Annotated in this window: 11 protein-coding genes; 2 read left to right on the forward strand and 9 right to left on the reverse strand. The window is 39.6% G+C overall.

What is annotated here, in order from left to right:
• Positions 1-250: 250 nt before the first annotated feature.
• Entirely contained in the window at positions 251-1,372 is a 1,122-nt protein-coding gene (locus QT711_RS07400; RefSeq protein WP_317943067.1) for a response regulator, read from the forward strand.
• Positions 1,373-1,525: 153 nt separating this feature from the next.
• Here QT711_RS07400 and QT711_RS07405 read toward each other — a convergent pair whose 3' ends face one another.
• The 6 genes from QT711_RS07405 to QT711_RS07430 all read right to left on the reverse strand — a co-directional run bounded on the left by QT711_RS07405 (position 1,526) and on the right by QT711_RS07430 (position 13,833).
• Entirely contained in the window at positions 1,526-6,943 is a 5,418-nt protein-coding gene (locus QT711_RS07405) for a SpaA isopeptide-forming pilin-related protein (protein ID WP_317943068.1), read from the reverse strand.
• A gap of 52 nt (positions 6,944-6,995) precedes the next feature.
• Positions 6,996-7,628, reverse strand: a complete 633-nt coding sequence (locus QT711_RS07410) for a class D sortase (RefSeq protein WP_317943069.1) — start codon at positions 7,626-7,628, stop codon at positions 6,996-6,998.
• 188 nt (positions 7,629-7,816) lie between these two features.
• Positions 7,817-10,870, reverse strand: coding sequence for a hybrid sensor histidine kinase/response regulator (locus QT711_RS07415; RefSeq protein WP_317943071.1), 3,054 nt, complete (start codon positions 10,868-10,870; stop codon positions 7,817-7,819).
• Positions 10,871-11,304: 434 nt separating this feature from the next.
• Complete coding sequence (locus tag QT711_RS07420; protein ID WP_317943073.1) at positions 11,305-12,027, reverse strand: DUF6904 family protein; 723 nt, start codon at positions 12,025-12,027, stop codon at positions 11,305-11,307.
• Between the two features lie 376 nt (positions 12,028-12,403).
• A complete protein-coding gene (locus QT711_RS07425; protein WP_317943075.1) occupies positions 12,404-12,535 on the reverse strand; it encodes a hypothetical protein in 132 nt (43 codons plus the stop codon).
• Positions 12,535-13,833 (reverse strand): tetratricopeptide repeat protein, encoded by a 1,299-nt coding sequence (locus tag QT711_RS07430; protein WP_317943076.1) that lies wholly within the window; start codon positions 13,831-13,833, stop codon positions 12,535-12,537. Before QT711_RS07430 ends, QT711_RS07425 begins: the two co-directional genes overlap by 1 nt.
• A gap of 240 nt (positions 13,834-14,073) precedes the next feature.
• On the opposite strand from QT711_RS07430, the gene QT711_RS07435 reads away from it, so the two are divergent.
• Positions 14,074-14,268, forward strand: a complete 195-nt coding sequence (locus QT711_RS07435) for a hypothetical protein (protein ID WP_317943077.1) — start codon at positions 14,074-14,076, stop codon at positions 14,266-14,268.
• A 276-nt stretch (positions 14,269-14,544) separates the two neighbouring features.
• Here QT711_RS07435 and aspA read toward each other — a convergent pair whose 3' ends face one another.
• The 3 genes from aspA to QT711_RS07450 all read right to left on the reverse strand — a co-directional run bounded on the left by aspA (position 14,545) and on the right by QT711_RS07450 (position 18,937).
• Entirely contained in the window at positions 14,545-15,963 is a 1,419-nt protein-coding gene (gene aspA, locus QT711_RS07440) for an aspartate ammonia-lyase (protein WP_317943078.1), read from the reverse strand.
• A 193-nt stretch (positions 15,964-16,156) separates the two neighbouring features.
• Positions 16,157-16,978: a DUF6574 domain-containing protein gene (locus QT711_RS07445; protein WP_317943079.1), complete on the reverse strand. Its 822-nt coding sequence runs from the start codon at positions 16,976-16,978 to the stop codon at positions 16,157-16,159.
• A gap of 168 nt (positions 16,979-17,146) precedes the next feature.
• Entirely contained in the window at positions 17,147-18,937 is a 1,791-nt protein-coding gene (locus tag QT711_RS07450) for a S9 family peptidase (RefSeq protein ID WP_317943080.1), read from the reverse strand.
• Positions 18,938-19,052: the final 115 nt, after the last annotated feature.

A 19,052-nucleotide genomic window follows, 5' to 3' on the forward strand; every position in this document is an offset into this window, starting at 1 on the left:
ACACTTGTTGTTTTGAAATACAATAACTGAACTTTAGATTCAGACCTGTAAGACTATTATTCTAGAAGATAATGTAAATCATTCCTTCAAAATATGACTATTGATTAATTCTTTAAAAATCACTTCCCTATCGAATGAATCATTATACTTCCCTGTTCACTCTATCTGTTGCGTGCATAATAGTTTACTGGGATAATCATTGGTAATATATAACTTTATTTATAAAAGTGATGGAAGTAGGTGATAGGTTTTGATACGAGCGGTCATTGTAGATGATGAGATTTTAGCATTGCAACATTTAGAAAAATTACTTTTAAAGACAGACCAGGTCGAAATCATCGGGATGTATACAAATGCAATTGATCTGTTAAAAGTAATGAAAACATTAAACTTCGATGTGGTTTTTTTAGATATTGAAATGCCAAAATTAAATGGCATCGAGTTTGCCGAACTAATCAGAGATTGGAATAGTGCTATCAAAATTGTCTTTGTTAGTGCGTATCGAGATTATGCCATTGAAGCATTTGAATTGCAGTCCATTGATTATTTACTGAAACCCATCACATTTGATCGTCTTCACAAAACTGTGAATCGCATTGTAGACCAACTACAGACGAGTGAAAAAACCGTTTTACTTAATGAAACATATACCCTAAAAATCATTTGTTTTAATGAATTTACGGTGTATCATCACAATGTGCCGGTGAAATGGAAGACAGCAAAAGTAAAAGAACTTTTCGCCTACCTCTTTACACATTTAGGTGATCACATACACCGTGATACACTAATTGATAATCTTTGGCCTGAAGTTGAATTTGAGAGAGCAAAAATTCAAATGCATACGACGATGTCTTATTTACGAAAAATGTTAACGTCCATGGGCTTCAGCAATGCCATCACGTTTTCGAATAGTGGTTATACTTTATCGTTAAACCGGTTTCAATGTGATGCACACCAATTTGAAAGACTAATTGGTGATCAACATCTTATAACTAAGGATACGTTCAATGTCTTTGAAGAAATTGTTGACCAATATAGTGGAGGTTATTTAGAAACAACTGGCTATAATTGGGCTATTCCGATAGCAAGTGAAATTAGACAAAAATTTTTACAACTACTGCAACGACTCGTCGACTTTTTCAATGAAAACGGTAATCTTACAAAAACGGAAAAGTACTTACAACTTCTCGTGTTGCACAACCCCTATTCAGAACATGTCATTCAGCAATTAATGCGCCATTATGTTACTGTTGGAAATCGTGGCGAAGCAGTCCGAGTCTATCACGACATGAAGAATCTGCTCATCACCGATTTTGGCATCCCCCCTGATGAAGCTACAACCAAACTATACGAATCAATTATCACGCGTTAATTCCGCTAGAATATTGTTCTTGCATTCTTCTAAGAGTGGTGGTTATTTACAGCACTTCTACCTTTTATAATTTTATAAATAGCCGATGCACTTCTTAAGGGCAACACAAAAAACGTGAGAAACCACAAAATAAGTGGTTTCTCACGTTTTACTTTATAGCTTTCTATTACGTATTTTTTTCGTCCCTACTAACCAACTTCCCAATAGAATAAACAGAATTCCTAACGCGATTGACCCAATTGGATACGCTTCTCCTGTTTGTGGAAGCTTCTTCCCTCCATCTCCTAATACACCGGAATTAGGAGGTTTTGGCGTGGGCTTTCCTGGTTTACCCGGTTCTTCTGGCTCTTCCGGATCAGTCGGTGGATCTACCGGTGGGGGGAACCATCCGCCAGGACTTTCTTTCGTATTTTCGACCGTCAATTCTAAAATCTCTGTTTGACCGACCTCGATTGTAAACTCGATTGGTGCACGCAGCTTCAAATAACCTGAAGGTGCCACTGTTTCAACAAGTTTGTAACTGCCTGGATAGAGATCCTTTATTTCAAATAATCCATTCTCATCCGATACAAGGGTGTCATCGAGAATAGTACCGGATGCATCTTCCACCCTAAACTTCGCTCCTGCTAAAGGATTCCCATTTGCTCGGTCCACTTTTTTGACACGTACATCTCCAGGTACAGCACTGTTCTCCATACGTAATTCTAACAGTTCTGCAGGGTCCACTTCACTTGTTTCCACCGTGAACTTTAATGGTTCAGCATTGAGTTCATAGCCATTTGGAGCTTTGGTTTCAACAAATTGATAAGTGCCCGGCGCTAGATTTTCCACTAGGATAATCCCGTCAGCATTCGTTGTATGTGTCGAGATAACTGTTCCATCGTCGTGTTGTAATTCGAACGTCGCTCCACTTAATGTCTTTGTTTCATCTTTTGCGTCAATCTTCAAGAGTTGAACATCTCGTGGGATGAGAGTGTTCTCAACCTTCAAGCCGAGTGGTTCCTGTTGATTGAAAATAATTGTAAAAGGAATCGGTTCTTTTAATGCTTTGTACGTTTCAAGCGGTTTCGTTTCAACGAGTTGATAGTTCCCAGGCGCAAGTCCTGTCACATCAATTTGTCCTTCTTTATTCGTGACCAACTCCGTTCTCAGCACATCCCCACTAGACGTTTCAATTTGGAATTCTACGCCTGCCAACGGTTCGCCTGTTACGCTGTCAACCTTTTGAATGACAACACTTCCAGGACGTGCCGTATTCGACTTCACTAATTTCATCATTTCTGCTGGAGAGACGCTGCTCTTCTCAACAGTGAATGGAAGTGGTGTCGTATCGAGCACATACCCTTCCGGAGCAACCGTTTCAACAAACTGATAGCTTCCTGGCGCAAGGTTCTTCACGAAAACCAAACCATCATCATTTGTCGTATGCTCTGAAATGAATGTTCCATCTTCGTATTGGAACTCGAATGTTGCTCCACTCAACTTGTTCAATGGATTGCTAGCATCCACTTTCTCTAACTGAACGTCTCTTGTAATAAGTGTGTTTTCCACTTCAACTTGCACGCTTTTTGACGATCCGGCTTCCAACACAAATTTTATCGGTGTATGGTCTAGTTGATAAAATTCTGGTGCTTTTGTTTCAATGAAATAATATGTGCCTGGATCAAGATTCTGAACAATCGCTTCACCATTTTCTTTTGTTCTGACAAGTTCTCTAACGATATTGCCGTTTTCATCTTCCACCCTAAATTCAGCACCTGTTAGAGTATTCGTGTTGTCAACACTATCCACTTTCTTCAATAATGCTGAGCCTTTTTTAATGTTTGTAGCAGTGACTTCTTTTCGAACAGTTGCATCTTCTTCAATTTCAAATCCAATAGAACCTTGAAGAAGTTGATAGCCAAGTGGTGCCTTCGTTTCGACAAAGCGATAACTACCTGGATCCAATTCTGTGTAAATAATTAATCCATGTTCATCCGTGATTAAATTTTCTTCTATAATTACGAAACCGTTTTCTGTCGCTTTTTGCAGCATAAATACTGCGCCAGCAAGTACGTTCCCCTCTTCACCAAACTTCTGAAGCTGAACTTCATAGACAAGCTTCGTATTATTGACGGTTACTTTGTTTCCTGGCTTATCTGCATTTTCCTTCTCATAAGGCGAGTCAATCGTAATCGATTGATCTGCACCAGCAAGATAGCCTACAGGGGCTTGAATTTCTTTTAGAAGATAGTTTCCATATAGAAGTCTATTAAAGAAGGCTTCGCCATCCTCATTCGTCTCCGCGGTCGCTAGTGTTGCTCCGCTGTCGTTATCAATCAGTGCAAATTTTGCACCTTTTAGAAGCTCCCCAGTACTGCCATCTCTTTTAATTACAGTCAATCTACCAACTTCACCAGTTCCTGCACCCATGCCATTAGTCCGCTTCACTTTAAACGTTTCACTTGAACCCGTTTCAGTAGTAATGTTATCACCAATAAACGTTATACCATTATTAATGTCTTCTCCTACCGCAGCAAGAATTCGAGTTTGGTATTCAAGAATATATGGCTCATTAATGACACGGAGAAAGTTCAGCGTAAACGAATCAGGATCCTCTGTAAACGAAAGGGTGTAATCCACATCTTTCTCCATCAATGCTTGTTTCTCAACAGATCCATCCTGAGAAACTACGGTCTTGTAAAGTTTAAAAGTATCTTGCATAATAACTTGCTTGCCATCCGGCACATCATAAATTTCTGCATTATGGACATTAGACTGTGCGAAGTTAATATCTAGTTTCCAATCAATGACCATACCGTTTTGAACACCTGATTTTTTGATGTACGATCCACCATTCGGGATCGGAACAGTTGCATTCAATTCCCATTGTTGCGAACCGTTATTCTTTAAGATCGCCGTGTTGTTATAGGATGCAGCTACAAGGGATACTTCATCCACTGACGTATTGTAAACGACTTTATATGGTTCACTAATCGCTCTGGTAAAGTTAATTTTGAACTGTTTCTCGGATGGATAGGAAATGGAGTAATCGATTCCTTCGACCGCTTCACCTATTTCTACTCCATTTGATCCGCCAGTAAGCGACATTTTATAGACAGTAATCGATTCTTTTAACAGCTTTTGATTCCCGTCATATGTGTCTTCAATGACCGCATTTTCTAACGTTTGTAAGTTATAGTTTACACCGATTTCCCACGTAATTTCTTTTGTGACCGCGTTGTAGGAACCATTTTTGAAACCGTTTGCCTGTGTATAGACATCTGGTGTGAATTTTCTTGACACAGTAAGAGTACGATCTCTATTGGAAGAGTCTTTCCAGTCAAGCTTCACCTGATTTTCAAGAAAGTCCGAATCTTTATCCGTTCTCGATTCATAATCAAAACGAGTGTTGTACGTAATAACAACCTCTTTTTCGATCGTTCTATGAAAAGTGAGAGTGAAGCCATCACCTGTTTCAACGACTGTATACTCGTCTTCAGGTACCGTAACCCCTGCCTCTTTTACAACAACAGTATCCGCCTTGAACGTCAGGCCACCGTTTATAAACGTGTCTGTTACAACAACATTTTTCATTGTATGGTGGTCTCTGTTCACGCGAATCGTCCAGCCAATTTCCTTCGTTTTGTAGTTAGGCGTTCCGTGGCTCTTGAACAGTATTTGTGGACTGATCTTTTGACCGACATCTCCTACAACGTAAGAACCCGCCGCTACTTCATTCACAATTGTCGCATCTTCATACACACGATCGATCGACTTTGTTTTGTACGTAATTTTGTAGGCTTTATTGATATCCTGATTAAAACTTAAAACGAACCCGTTCTTACCTTCTTTTGATTGATTGGTAACAGTGAAGTTGGTAAATGGCACCGAACCGGATTCTTTACCCGTTTCCGGATTAATCGTCACTTGCTCAACTGTGAATGACTCACCAAGCAATTCTTGGCTGTTCGTAAAAAAGTCTGTTAACTTTGCTTCGGACTGTGGAATTTTCTTCTCATTGTAATTGTAGAGAATTTCCCACTCGATGGACTGCTCCGCGCTGTTATATTGCTTAGCACGTTTTGCAAGCGGTTTGCCGCGTTGAATGGAAACAGAAGCTGTTGCACTCTGATCCTCTTTCCCGTCAGACGTCAGCGTTGCGGTGTTTGAGAACTTTGTTGCATCTTCGTTGACTACTTTCGTTTCGAATACAAGACGGTACGCTGTTTCGATTGTCCCTAGTGATACTGGGAACGATTGGGAAGCTAATTCAATCCCATCTCCAACCTCGACAGATCCATTCCATTTTGTATGCAGCTTATAAAGCTTTATCGATCCCTCTTTCAGTTCTTGTCCGGTTTGAATGGGATCGACGATTTGAGCGTTCGTCAAAGAAGCCAAGTTTTTATTCACGTCAATCGTCCACGTGATAAATTCACCATTGTACACACGATTTGGCGTCCCTCGCTTCTCAATCGCAGCTCCGCCTGGTTCGAAGTTCAGTGGGATACGAATAGAAGTCTTGCCTTCAATTGGCGTGATAATTAGTTCGTCCCCTGTAATGATTGTTTCTTCACTGATTTCAGTCCAAACTTTGACATAGCCGTTCACATTGGAATATTGCCCGATTACATCTGTAAATTGAATGGTTGCTGTACCATCTGTAGCTACTGAAAAATAGCCGACAACTTCCTCTTCAAATAGCATTTCTGCAGATACTATTTGCTCGTATACCTTTAATTCAGACGGTAACTGAAACGTAAACGTCGCTCCGGATGTATACCCATGACCATTTTCTAATGCCCACTTGTATTGAACACCAATAATGGTATCTTGATCGACTTTATCAACTGGTGTGCCATCGCTTTCCTTCTCAAACGTCAGCTCAACATCCGTTAAGATATTCTCCGTAATTGATCCTGCATTTGTAGGAATTGTTGTAGCTGTAGTCTCCGTTTCGGTTGGATTTCCATTTTCTGTCAGCTCCTCACCTTCGCCAACAGGTAGATTCTCTTCTTCTCCAGGAGATTCTTCTTTAGTGTTCCCACTTTCATCTCCATCAGCTTCAGGTTGTTCGTTTTCCACCGTAGCCTCTTCACCCGACTCTATTGGATTTTCAGTGTTTGTTTCCCAATCACTTGTTTGCTGACCATCCACTTCATACGTTTCCCCAGCAAACATAAAGTTTGTTGCCTCTTCTTTTAATTTACCAGAAACACTGAACGAGCCCGATTGCTGTGGGTGTTGCTCATTAATACTTGCTGTTATAAATCCATCCGCAATGGTATAGGCAATCGAAATATCTCCATCTTGCCATTCGCCAGCTACTTGATCCACCTGTACTTGTTGAGGAAACGGCAATGAGAACGACTGTCCTTCAGTAACGTCTCCTTCAACTTTCCATTCATAGTGAAGTTGTATTGTGGAATCGTGTGTAAAACTGTCACCTGCTGTCGTTGCTGTCCGTTCCATAACCATAAATGACTGCGTGGAAGTGCCAGCTTCACTTGCATGCACCATCGAAATTGGTCCTAAAATCGTTTGACCGATGAGCAGTAGAAATAATGCAAAAATTGATAGTTTCTTCATTTCATCCATTCTCCCTCTTTCCTGTACCAGTATCCATCGTGTATGGCCAATGTCATTTCTCACCTTGACCATTTACAAGTTTGCCTTGGACTATTAATCGATAAGGTGGATTGCGACTTCCTAAGGGTGTGCACGTAACGAGCGTCAATAACGGATCTTCCTGATCATCTAGAACAGACACTTCCGATTGGTGGACGACGAATGAATCGGTGATGACATACTCAAACGTTCCATCGGTCGTTACGACAGTCGCTGTATCACCTGGTTCCACTTCCCGCAATCGATTGAACTGCTTTCCATGTGTAACGGATCGATGACCTGCTATTCCGATATTGTTCATGCCAAACTGTTTTTCAGGCTCTATCATGCCAACACCTTTCGTCAGCGCTTCAACTGAGGAACTATCAAAAATCGCGATTTTCAGATCAATCTTTTCAATTTGTAATAGTCCCGTCACCCCTTCCAACAAATCGGCCTCCTCGGAATCCGCCGTGCTTCCAACCTCATCTTTTATCTCACCATCTACCACAGGTTGCTCTGATTCTTCAATTGTCCCTAGTCTTTCAAAAGCGTCTAATAGATCTTGTTGTTCTTTGTGATATGCTTTCTTTTCGATTTGAGGATAAAAAAGAATGCCAAGGCCAACAACCAGTAGCAAACTACCTACTACTCTACGAATGTACATCACACTCCTTATCAAACAGAACTTCTACCACCATATATACTCTATGCAATAGCCCTTAAAGTCTTCTTACCTTATTCTTAAACTTCTCTTAAACAATGAAAATCCATACAAAAAACCGCATGAAGCAAAGATATGATTCTCTTGCTTCATGCGGTATATTTATCTTAGACTAGCCACTTACAAACCCGTTATGACTCGATGTATGGAATTTGAAATTTGACAGTTGTCCCTATTCCACGTTCACTTTCAATCACTAATCCCTTACCGTATAATCTTCTTAAACGGCGTTGTGTATTTGCTACCCCAATCCCTTTCTCTTCCTTCGTCGCATCACCCATCAGTTGTTGCACTTGTTCAATTGACATCCCTATTCCGTCATCTTCAACAATTACATCATAGTATGTGTCTGCTCTTTTAATCCGAATGACGACAGTGCCACCTTCTACACGCTTAAGCACACCATGACTCACTGCATTTTCCACGATTGTTTGAAGTGCTAATGGAGGTATGAATAATCCTTCTTTCTCATCAATTTCCCAACGAACTTTCAAACGTTCACCAAATCGTTCTTGCTCAATATATACATACGATTTAGTCAATGACAATTCATCTGTAAGTGGAATAACATCGTCAATATTTTGGGTATGAAAGCTTTTACGTAAATAATTGCCGAACTCATTTAATAAGCGCGTCATCCTCGTTGCATCAATGTCTGCTAACGAAGCAATTGTATTCAACGTGTTATACAGAAAATGCGGCTGTATTTGCGCTTGGAGCCACGCAGCTTCCATACGACTCTGCTCTTTCACTGCTTGTCGCAAACTCGTCCACACTTGAACACGTGATTGCATCGAAAGTGCATTCATCGGCTTGGCTACATAATCATTCGCTCCTGCCAAATAACCTGTAAGTATATCTTCTGGCTGACTTCGAGCTGTTAAAAGAATGATTGGCAATTCGGAAAGGGAAAATCGCTTTCGTATCAACTTTGTCAATTCATAACCTGATAGATGTGGCATCATCACGTCAATTATTGCTATGTCGAATACAAACTCATCTACTAATTGAAGGGCTTCTTTACCATTCATTGTCATTGTAATACGATAATCAGATTGTAGTAGCCTTCTTAATATTCTTAAATTGACTGCATCATCATCGACGATTAAAATGTGGGGCTTGTTCATAGCTACCGGTTCTTCATCAATTTCCCAATCCGATTCCACACGCAATTCTCTCTCCATGTGTGATAGATTGACTTGATTACCTTTCTCACCAGTACCTAGCTCAAGTGGAAGTGTGAAAGAAAATGTTGAACCTTTTCCAATTTCCGAAGTGACTGAGATGTCTCCCCCATGCAGTTCAACTAGTTGTTTACAAATCGCTAATCCAATTCCAATGCCACCTGCTGGTGAATCCCCTGCATCGTTTTGGACAAATCGATTAAAAATTCTTGTTTGTAATTCAGTCTTAATTCCAACACCGGTATCTTGGATGCTAATCGTCGCCATCTTTCCATCGTGTGCGGCGCGCAACGTGATTGTTCCTTCCTCTGTAAATTTCACAGCATTATGCAAGAGGTTAAACAAAACTTGCAGCAATCGATTTTCATCCGCCCGAATAGCCGGGAACTCATCAGGTACTTTCATACGTAACTTCAGTTTTTTATCATACATGACAAATTCCATCATATCGATTGCTGCAGATGCGATTGATTGCAATCGGACTGGACGAAGATGCAGTTGCAATTGTTGCTCTTCTAGTCTCGTACTGTCCAGTAAGTCATTTAGTGTAAACGACATTTGTTTACCGACTCGAAGCAGCAATTGCAAACTTTTTCTGTTTTCAGGAGACAACTCCTCTTTTTTGTCCAATAAAATCGAATGTGTAATGTTCAATATGCCATGAAGGGGATTGCGCAACTCATGAGATGTATTTACCAGAAAATCATTCTTCATCTTATCCGCCTTCTGAAGCTCCAATGTTTGCAGATCATTTAACTTTGCAACACGGATATGACGATTCACTAAAAGTAGCCCAATCATTATGATTGCGATAATGAAATCAAAAGGATAATACGGAATAGCGATAAAACCTAACTGTATCGCAGTGCCCCAAAGGACATTGGACAAATAACTTGTGATGAATAATAAAATAAAAATTGCGTCTGGGAAACCAGCTGAAACAGCCCTAATAGTCTTAAAAAATAAAAAGAATAGACCCATTCCGTAATATAACGCAATAAATGTCATGATTAACGAATTGAAATGGAATGGAAGGAGTAGTATTCCGATGACTAGAATTGCGAACAGTACGGTTAATACATCATATATACGTGATGAAATCGCAAACAAATGTTTAATAAATGTAACAGTAACGAATAGCATTGACAAAAATAAAAATAGTAATAACTTGTTGGCCCATTCAATTGGAATCGGCAGCTGTAAAACGATATCATCATCTATTAAAATCGAAAAACCACTTACTATAAGTAATAATCCATAATAGAAAACTTCTTTTTTATATTTCCCTTTCCCCAAAAAATAAATACAAAAAGCATAAAGACTATGCAACAAATAAATCATACATACAATAATCTGCAGCGTTATGGATTTCTTTGATTCAGCAAGGATCGAATGTGCAGATCCGATTTTAATGCTGTCTACAATTCCCCCTGATAACGGCACATCATAATTTGACACATGAATCAGCAATTCCACTTCTTCGCGATCGGTAGGAAACAGGACCGTAAATGGCCCCCGTTTTGTTGCATGCCCTTTATCCGATTCCATCGGTTCATTTTGCCATGCAACAAGCTCACCATTTATGAATACTTTTGTCGCAGACAACACTTTCTTCAAGCGTAATCCGTACAATTTTTCGGTTGTTGGTGGGAGAAGAACCGTTAACCGATAGGTCGCATATCCATATGCAGGAATCGCTTCAGAAAGATGCGCCGTCTTTTCCCAATTGCTTGGAACAAATATGAATTGACTACCACTACGCTTGTGATCATCAGGCTGCAAAAATTCATCAGGATAAAACTCCCATTCGCCATCTAACGTAATTGCCTCGTTCTCCGCAAAACGCCACTCACGCAAATCAACAATTCCTTGTTTCGCTTTAGGATGATCGGGAATCTGATGAGTGACAATCCAACCAATCCGAAACATCGTTAAACCAAGTAGAAATAAAACAATCGTCAAAAATATTTTCCGCTTTGACAATCGCAAACCATGCGCCATTCCCCATTCAAATCCTTTACTAATTTATCCACCGTACAACTTTTGCATTAAGTTGCTTGAAAGTAAAGAATACAGTAAAAACCACTTTAGGTAAACGGTTAGTTAGCTTTTTATCGTTTAACACACAGGCAAAAAAATTCTCCCCTTAAATAAAACGACTCACATAGGAGCCGTTTTAAGAACTTATTAATATACTGAAATAGCAATAAGAAGTTTGGTACTCTAATTAGAATGTCTTAGATTCCAATTACAACTTTACAGCATTAATCACCCTAATTCCTCGTGAAAGATGGCTTCTCTAATCGACGCTATGTAAGGTTGAGCTGTGTAAGTCAAATAGTGCTAGCTAATACTTATTCCCAATTTAAAGTTAGCAACCTTAGAGACTTCTTCCCATACATCTTCTACTTGAAGAGGGTAATCGACTAGTTCATTTACCAAACAATCTCTTTAGGACATAATTCAAACGGCAACACTTCCGTCGGACACGTTTTCTCTAACAATGCCTCAGTTTCAATTTTACGTTTCAAATCTATATAATTCTTGTCTTTATTCGCAATACGCTTGGCAACGATACTAATGTTTGCTAAACGTTTCTCTTTCGGCATTTTAAGTAGTTCAACATTTAAATAATCAATATACTGCGGATAATAGTTTTGATAGTAACCAATGAAAGTTGGTGTAAGCGCACTTTTTAACAATCGAAATTTCTTATCCCCTATTGTCTTTTCTAGACAGCACGCAAGTACTGCTTGGAATTGCCGAATAACAGCGGGATTCAGATCCCAAAAATGTTTTCGATGCTTAGCCGATAGCTCAATAAATTCATTCATGACAAACCCGATGAACAACATTTCTGGCCAAAGTACTTTAAAGTGATAATACGCATTCTTACGAGAAACAGGTGTAACAGGAACCCCTTTTTCAACAAGTTTGTCCACTCCATTTGGTACAAAAGCAATGCCTCGTTGGCCATCCAAAGTGAAATGAATCTCTTCACAGAACTCTAACACCCGCTGCCGAACTTGCTCGTACCCTAAAAATTCCCCTTCATCCCCAACAATTGCATGTATCGCTTTACTCAGACACTCAAAGTCATTTCGATCACCAGCAAGGTGTACACCTGCAAAATTAGGCGTATTCTCCATACAGATCATCTACTAATCTCTCCTCTAGCAATCTATGGTTTGTCTTTAAATCCTACCACCATAATGTGAGTAGGTCTATAAAACTATTAAACTTTCTATAGTATGTTACTATTATGATACATATTAACAAGAGAAGAGTAAGACGGTTATAAGGCGAATGACGGAGAGTGAACCTTGAATAATTTCTGGTAATTGTTGTGAAAAAACCGCTATAAATGCTGTCAAATCTAGTAACAAGCAATACCTACTATTACATTATAACGATTATTATTTCATAAATTTACCACTCATTACTATTATTATACAGAAAATAGGATTCTGTAATAATTAAGGGTTGAAAAATAAAAAAAAACGCCCGAAAATGGCGTTTTTTTGGTCTACATGCTTACTTTGAAATTGAAGTTGTTTTAATGCTCATAATTTCTGGTACTTTATCATGACTTGCATGTGCTTGTTGGTAAACTGTTGTAAAAGTAAAAACAGTTAATAGGCTTAGTACTAATAACAATTTTCTCATTATATATCCTCCCAACTTTCAATCTTTTTATAGATATAACCATTCCGATTTGCTTCTTTGAAGTATTTCGAAGATAGTTTATATTTTCGGTTCATATAGTACCACTCCGCTAACGCAGTACAATATTTTTGTACATTCCTATGATCATCTAGTTCTTTAAAATAATCTATTATTTCTAAAGCAATTTCAACATCAGTATTTTCATCACAATACAAGAAATAGTAAAACTTGAGATGATAATAATATGTGATGTGATGTTTATCTTGTCTTTCCTCAAATAGAATTATTCCTTTTTTTGTCCATTCTATAACTTTTTCAATCTCATTAGACTTTGAATACTCGACAACTAAACAGAAGATAATTAAATAAGGATTTATTATATACTCTTTACTTTGCATGCTTTTTAAATAATATCCGATAGCTTCTTCTCTATTGCCTAATATCGAATTCAAACTACCTAAGTTATGATAAACTAACCCTTTTTCATCTTCCAAATTAAAATCCTCACAAAGTTGTTGTGCTTTTGTGTATGCATCAAAAGCTTCTTGATATTGCTCTGTCTTTTTATAAGTTATCCCCAAAAGAACATAGCACTCAAGTACTCTCTTCATAGAAAACTGTTCCCTGAAATAAGTAAGCGCTTTACGAATATGTTCAATCGAATGAAAAATCCGAATATCCGCAGTGTAGGCTACTCCTAAAATATAGTCCAGCTCTGCTTGTTCCCACTCTTCTAGATAGAGAGTATCAACTATTTCGCTGACAAGCTCAAAGTTTACTACTGCTTTCCCAAGTTTTCCAGACGAGTAGTATAGCAATGCCTTATTCAACGTGTATAGGTACATTTGATGATCATCAAAATTCGAAAGAAATTCATCTAAAACTTCTAGGTCATTCCACCTTTGTTCAATATCTTGCCCTAGAATCAATCGAAAACGAAAAACGATGAGTAGGTAAGTATAATAGAGTGATTGATCATAGAATACAGGGTTTTCATTAACTAATAGATCTAGTTGTTCTTTTGTGTAGGATTTATCACGTTTTGTAATGACTGATCGATACGTATCTTTTAATAGTTTCGCAAACTTCTGCTCAAAATCGCTTTCAACAGGAGAACGAAACTTTGAAGAATCCATTCCAAGCCGATCCATTAGCAGCTCGACGACTTCTTCACTTGGATTGATCATGTTGCGCTCGATTTTTGATAAGTAAGAAGGCGTGCAAATTCCTTTTGCAAGAACAATTTGTTTCATGTTTTGCCGCACCCGTTCGGCACGAATCACATGTCCTACTTTCATCGCCCTTCCCTCTCTTCATTATCATAAATCATCGGTTGCATCTATCATACCATGAAATGTTGGGAAATATATTAGAAAAAACGATAAAAAATGCCCTTTTCGAAAAAAAATGTCCCAACTTGCTTGTAAACCGCTACAGAATCAAACATGTTATACTTTACACAAGGAACAAAAGATATAAATTACAAAATATTTTTTCACGATAAATGGACTACATCAAAAATAGGAGAAGGGAAGTGTGTGAGGATGGCACTAGATCATCGAAATGCGATCGACTTCAGGGACATGGAAATCATCATGATGAAAATTGAATTGAAGAAATTTGTACGTAGAATGCAAGCGGAAGGGTTTTTGTCATCCGTGAATGCGAAAGAACCCATTCCAGTACTAGAAATGCCGATTGAACCATTTAAAGTAGCTGGAAAAACGAACTAACGAAAAGAGGCTGGGACAAAACTCTAAATAGACCGTTCCTCTGCGCTCCAAAAGGCACGCTTTCCGCGGGGCGCGCTTGAGCCTCCTCGTCCGCGTCGCTTCGCTTTGCTCCCTGTGGGGTCTCAACATTCGCGCTAAATCCCGCAGGAGTCGGCCTTTTTCCGCTCCGATCCACTTATGAAGATAAAAAAGAAACATTGTAAAAGCAGAAAAAATGCATGCCGGCGAATTTGCCTTCATGCATTTTTTATGTTTTGTCCCAGCCTCTTCTTTTATTTATTGACTTACTTTTTCTCTCTCTCGTTGAATTTCCGTCATCCGATGCGGATCGAGTAGTTTATTGAGCTCCTCAACCGTTAGCACTTCGTAACGCAAGCATAGTTCACGTATTGGTGCTCCTGTAATAAACGCCTCGCGTGCGAGTTGGGACGACTTTTCGTAACCGATATACGGCATTAACGCTGTAATTGTCCCGATACTCCGTTCAACGTATTCTTGCATCTGCGCTTCATTTGCTGTTAAACCGACTAAGCAATACTCACGGAATACATTGAATCCGTTCCGCATGATTGTCAAGGATTGCAGTAAGTTGTAGACAAGCACTGGTTCCATGACATTTAATTCAAATTGGCCAGCTTCAGACGCTAAACTGATTGTATGGTCATTGCCGATCACTTGGAAGGCGATCTGATTAATGACTTCCGCCATGACAGGGTTCACTTTACCTGGCATAATCGATGAGCCTGGTTGTCTTGCAGGCAAGTTGAGTTCATTGAAGCCTGCACGTGGACCTGAAGCCATAAGACGTAAATCGTTCGCCATCTTGGACATATTGAGCATGCAAATTTTCAATGCACTTGAAATTTCTGTGTAGACGTCCGTGTTTTGGGTAGAGTCCACGAGATGCTCTGCGGATTGTAATGGCAACCCGCTTATGTCACGCAGTTGCTCAACCACTTTCTCAATATACGCCATGTTGGCATTAAGTCCAGTTCCGACTGCGGTTGCGCCCATATTAATTTCTGAAAGATGAATACGCGTCCGTGCAATTCGCTCAATATCTCGTTCAACGACTCGGCGGTAAGCTCCAAATTCTTGTCCTAGACGAATCGGAACAGCATCTTGTAAATGTGTTCTGCCCATCTTAATGATTAAATCGAATTGCTGCTCTTTAACACGCAGTTCGTCTACCATCTCCTCCATTGTATCGAGAAGTTCATTCACAAGCGTATGTACAGCTATTTTAATGGCTGTTGGAAAAGCATCGTTCGTTGACTGGGACATATTAACGTGATTGTTTGGGCTAATGAACGCATAATCCCCTTTTGCGTGCCCCATCATTTCAAGTGCACGATTGGCAATAACTTCATTTGCATTCATATTGACAGACGTACCTGCCCCGCCTTGAATCGGATCCACGATGAACTGGTCATTCAACTTCCCGTCAATCACTTCTTGTGCCGCGCAAACTAACGCATGACCAATTTGTTCAGCCAATCCATTCGCCGAGCAATTTGCAATGGCAGCAGCCTTTTTCACCATACCGATGGCACGAATCATTTGTGGATGAATGCGCTCATTCGTAATCGGGAAATTTTCCGTTGCACGTAGCGTTTGAATACCATAGTACACGTTATCGGGTACTTGTTTCTCCCCGATAAAATCTTTCTCTATCCGTCCAGCATAAGTTTTCATGTTAACGTTCCTTTCAAAGGTCATTTACAATAATCGTTGTTTACGCATTTAAGTATAACGTATTGAATTTTATTTGAAAGGGGTATGGAGGAATTTTATTGGCTTGAAAAATTGGAATCGAAAAAGCGAGAAATCGACATTGTTTTCAATCGATTTCTCGCTTTTTACTTATATTTAATGAACGAAATGTCCTTTATACTTGTTGCCATAAACTTGCCAAGTAGCTATAAATGGCTGCATCTTCCAACATACGGTAGAGCACGTTACATGCGATAACAAGTAACAGGGCAAAAACGGTAAATCCATATACGGGATCTACAGCTTTAGGGCGCTTCGATAAGAGAACACTTACGACATAACTTGGCGCCAGCATGACCACATAGAAAAGACTAGCAACTAGCAGGAGGCTGCCATAATACCCTGAATTTACGAGTAGCAAGCCGCAAGCAACAAGATTTATGATGATTGCGGGAAGTGCGTGAGCGCTATAGACGATCAACATCTTTTTACCTGAATCATCCGGACCGAACAATTTATTGGCAATGAACAATGCAAGGATTACGACTGCCATGCAAACGACAACGAAGAGAAAGACGGTAAAGAAGACTGAAAATGCGGATGGGCTGCCATATTCGTTCATACCTAGCACTTCCATGTTGCCGTAAGATTGTTGCAACTTTTCTTGAATGGCCATGAACGTTGCTACACCAAACAAAATCGCGTATAGAAAAAGAGAGATGATGCCATTGATAAATTCAGGCTGTTGTCCTGAAAAGCTGATGGATGGGTGTTTCACATGTGCAAAGAAATATTCTTTGTATTGATTGGCTTGTTTTTTAAGTTTGTCGAACTGAATGGTCGCGTTCACTTTTGCAATCTGGCCATCCTCTGTCCGTTCGTCATGTGGTACAGCGAGTTGACTGGAAGTAGTTGTGCTCGACCTGCCCAGTGGCGTTCCACACTTCCAACAATAACCCGCGTTCGCTTGTTCATTCCCACAATGAACACATTTCAATTTGTCCCCTCCATTATTTAGTAAATTCCGTGGTGAGTGCTTTGTTACTACTGTATTAATGAGAGAGGGGAGGTAGACCTGTTTGTTTTATAGGAAGATGTTTTTGAGGGCGCAGGACGAAAAAGATGGCACTTGTTCAGCGAAGCAAGTGCCTTCCTCTCACAAATTTCAGTTTTGGTTCAAGTGGCGATTAAGAAATTGAACCGTTTTGGTATGTAATGCTACGTGATTTTCAATTTTGGAAGTTTGGTGTCCTTCATCTTCAAATACAATGAGTTCTACGTCTCGGTCCCTAGATTCAAGATCTTGTACAAGCTGTTCGGCTTCACTCACTGGGACACGCGAGTCATTTCTGCCATGGAAAACGAGTAAGGGAGCAGTAATGTTCTCAGAAAGATTCATAGGTGCTATTTTATCAAAATAGTCACTGTACATATTTAGAGAACCATACTCATACTCTCTTAAACCCCTTCTCCACTCACCTGTATTTTGTAAGAACGTTTTTAAATTAGACATTCCAACAATATCTACGCCAGCAGCCCATAAATTTGGATAGTGCGACAAAGCAGCCAATACCATGAATCCACCGTAACTTCGTCCCATAATGCCGATTTTATTCGGAAGAACTTGATGAGCATCCGTTAATTCCTTCGCTAAACTCGCCAAGTCGGCGACAGCGTCCAATCGCTTATCTGCATCGTCAAGCTTTATATAGCTTCTACCATATCCTTTGCTACCTCGAATGTTTGGTGCTACGACTGTGAAACCTTGGTACACAAGAAATTGAAAAATCGGGTTATACTCTGCTTTTATCTGACTTTCTGGTCCTCCGTGCACATAGATGATTGCAGGTTTATTGTCAGGCTGCCCTTGATGATACATAAAATAAGGGATTTGGAGCCCGTCAAAAGATCTATAAGTATATAATTCCGGCTCCACCAAATTTCTAGATGTTTCAAATTTCCCGATAAACGTTAACCTTGTTACTGTTCCACTCAATCGATCATATTCCCATACATCTCCAGGCTCGGTTGGTGTTTTCAGCGTAAATAATAAAGCATTCTCTGATCGCCAAGACATTGATCCGATGACACCATTCGGTATATTTTCTACCCATTCCCATTCACTTGAGGACGTATTATACATGCCTAACTTCGTCATTCCTCCTTCATTCAGACAAAATGCTAGGACATCCTCTTTTGGGGCTAAGCTGATTGCGTCTATATCCCAAGAATCCCAATGGAGCAAATTTGTAAGTTCATCAGGTTCATCTATTGAAAATGCGCTAAGATACAACGTTTCTTCATTCTCATCTGTAAGGACATAACCTACTTCTCCATCTTTTTTCATAACGGGAGCTTCATAACGCGCTAGCACATCATGATCGCCAATTTGATAATGATTCCCTGTTTGTAGACAAACAACATGAATGGTGCTATCAATATTCGTTTCCTTCACATTGACGAAAAGTGTCTGTTCATCCACCCATCCGAGCGGAATGCAATTTCCGTTGTGCGTAAAAACTTGCTTCACTTCTTTTGTATCGACGTCCATTACAAACACATCAAAATAGCCTGGAGACCGGCGATTGCTTGAATAGGATATGTATCTGCCATCTGGTGACCACCCACCACAGTGATGAAAGTGTTCCATTGACTCCACAAGCACTTCAGGCGCTCCACCTGCTGCTCCTACAATATAAAGTTGCTGCTTTTCGTTTCCTTCACGATCTATTCCAACGACGGTTCTATCACCACTTGGTGAATGATAGACACTTTGAACGCGATCATGCGCATGAATAAATTGGATGGGCTCATCGTTTTCATTCAGTTTCCACACTTGTGGAAGACCCGATAATTTAGAGAGGAATGTGAAATCACCTGTCCTTTGTATCGCTTGTACGTCGTAAGCTGAATGTACTGTTAATAAATCTAGTAATATATCTTTTTGATCAACCATCGAGTATCCCCCTATTTTTGTAAAAACCGACTTAAATATTTCAATAATTTATACTTTAGAGTAAACTTAGGTGGTATTCAATTAAAACAGCTTATACTAGGACAACATGCGCTAC

This window comes from Sporosarcina saromensis (assembly GCF_033253735.1).
Taxonomy (GTDB): domain Bacteria; phylum Bacillota; class Bacilli; order Bacillales_A; family Planococcaceae; genus Sporosarcina; species Sporosarcina saromensis.

Coding starts and splice junctions, on each gene's coding strand:
- QT711_RS07415 (WP_317943071.1), bottom strand. CDS start 10,870: ATGGCGCATGGTTTGCGATTGTCAAAGCGGAAAATATTTTTGACGATT.
- QT711_RS07430 (WP_317943076.1), bottom strand. CDS start 13,833: ATGAAAGTAGGACATGTGATTCGTGCCGAACGGGTGCGGCAAAACATG.
- QT711_RS07425 (WP_317943075.1), bottom strand. CDS start 12,535: ATGAGAAAATTGTTATTAGTACTAAGCCTATTAACTGTTTTTACTTTT.
- QT711_RS07410 (WP_317943069.1), bottom strand. CDS start 7,628: ATGTACATTCGTAGAGTAGTAGGTAGTTTGCTACTGGTTGTTGGCCTT.
- QT711_RS07420 (WP_317943073.1), bottom strand. CDS start 12,027: ATGATCTGTATGGAGAATACGCCTAATTTTGCAGGTGTACACCTTGCT.
- QT711_RS07405 (WP_317943068.1), bottom strand. CDS start 6,943: ATGAAGAAACTATCAATTTTTGCATTATTTCTACTGCTCATCGGTCAA.
- aspA (WP_317943078.1), bottom strand. CDS start 15,963: ATGAAAACTTATGCTGGACGGATAGAGAAAGATTTTATCGGGGAGAAA.
- QT711_RS07450 (WP_317943080.1), bottom strand. CDS start 18,937: ATGGTTGATCAAAAAGATATATTACTAGATTTATTAACAGTACATTCA.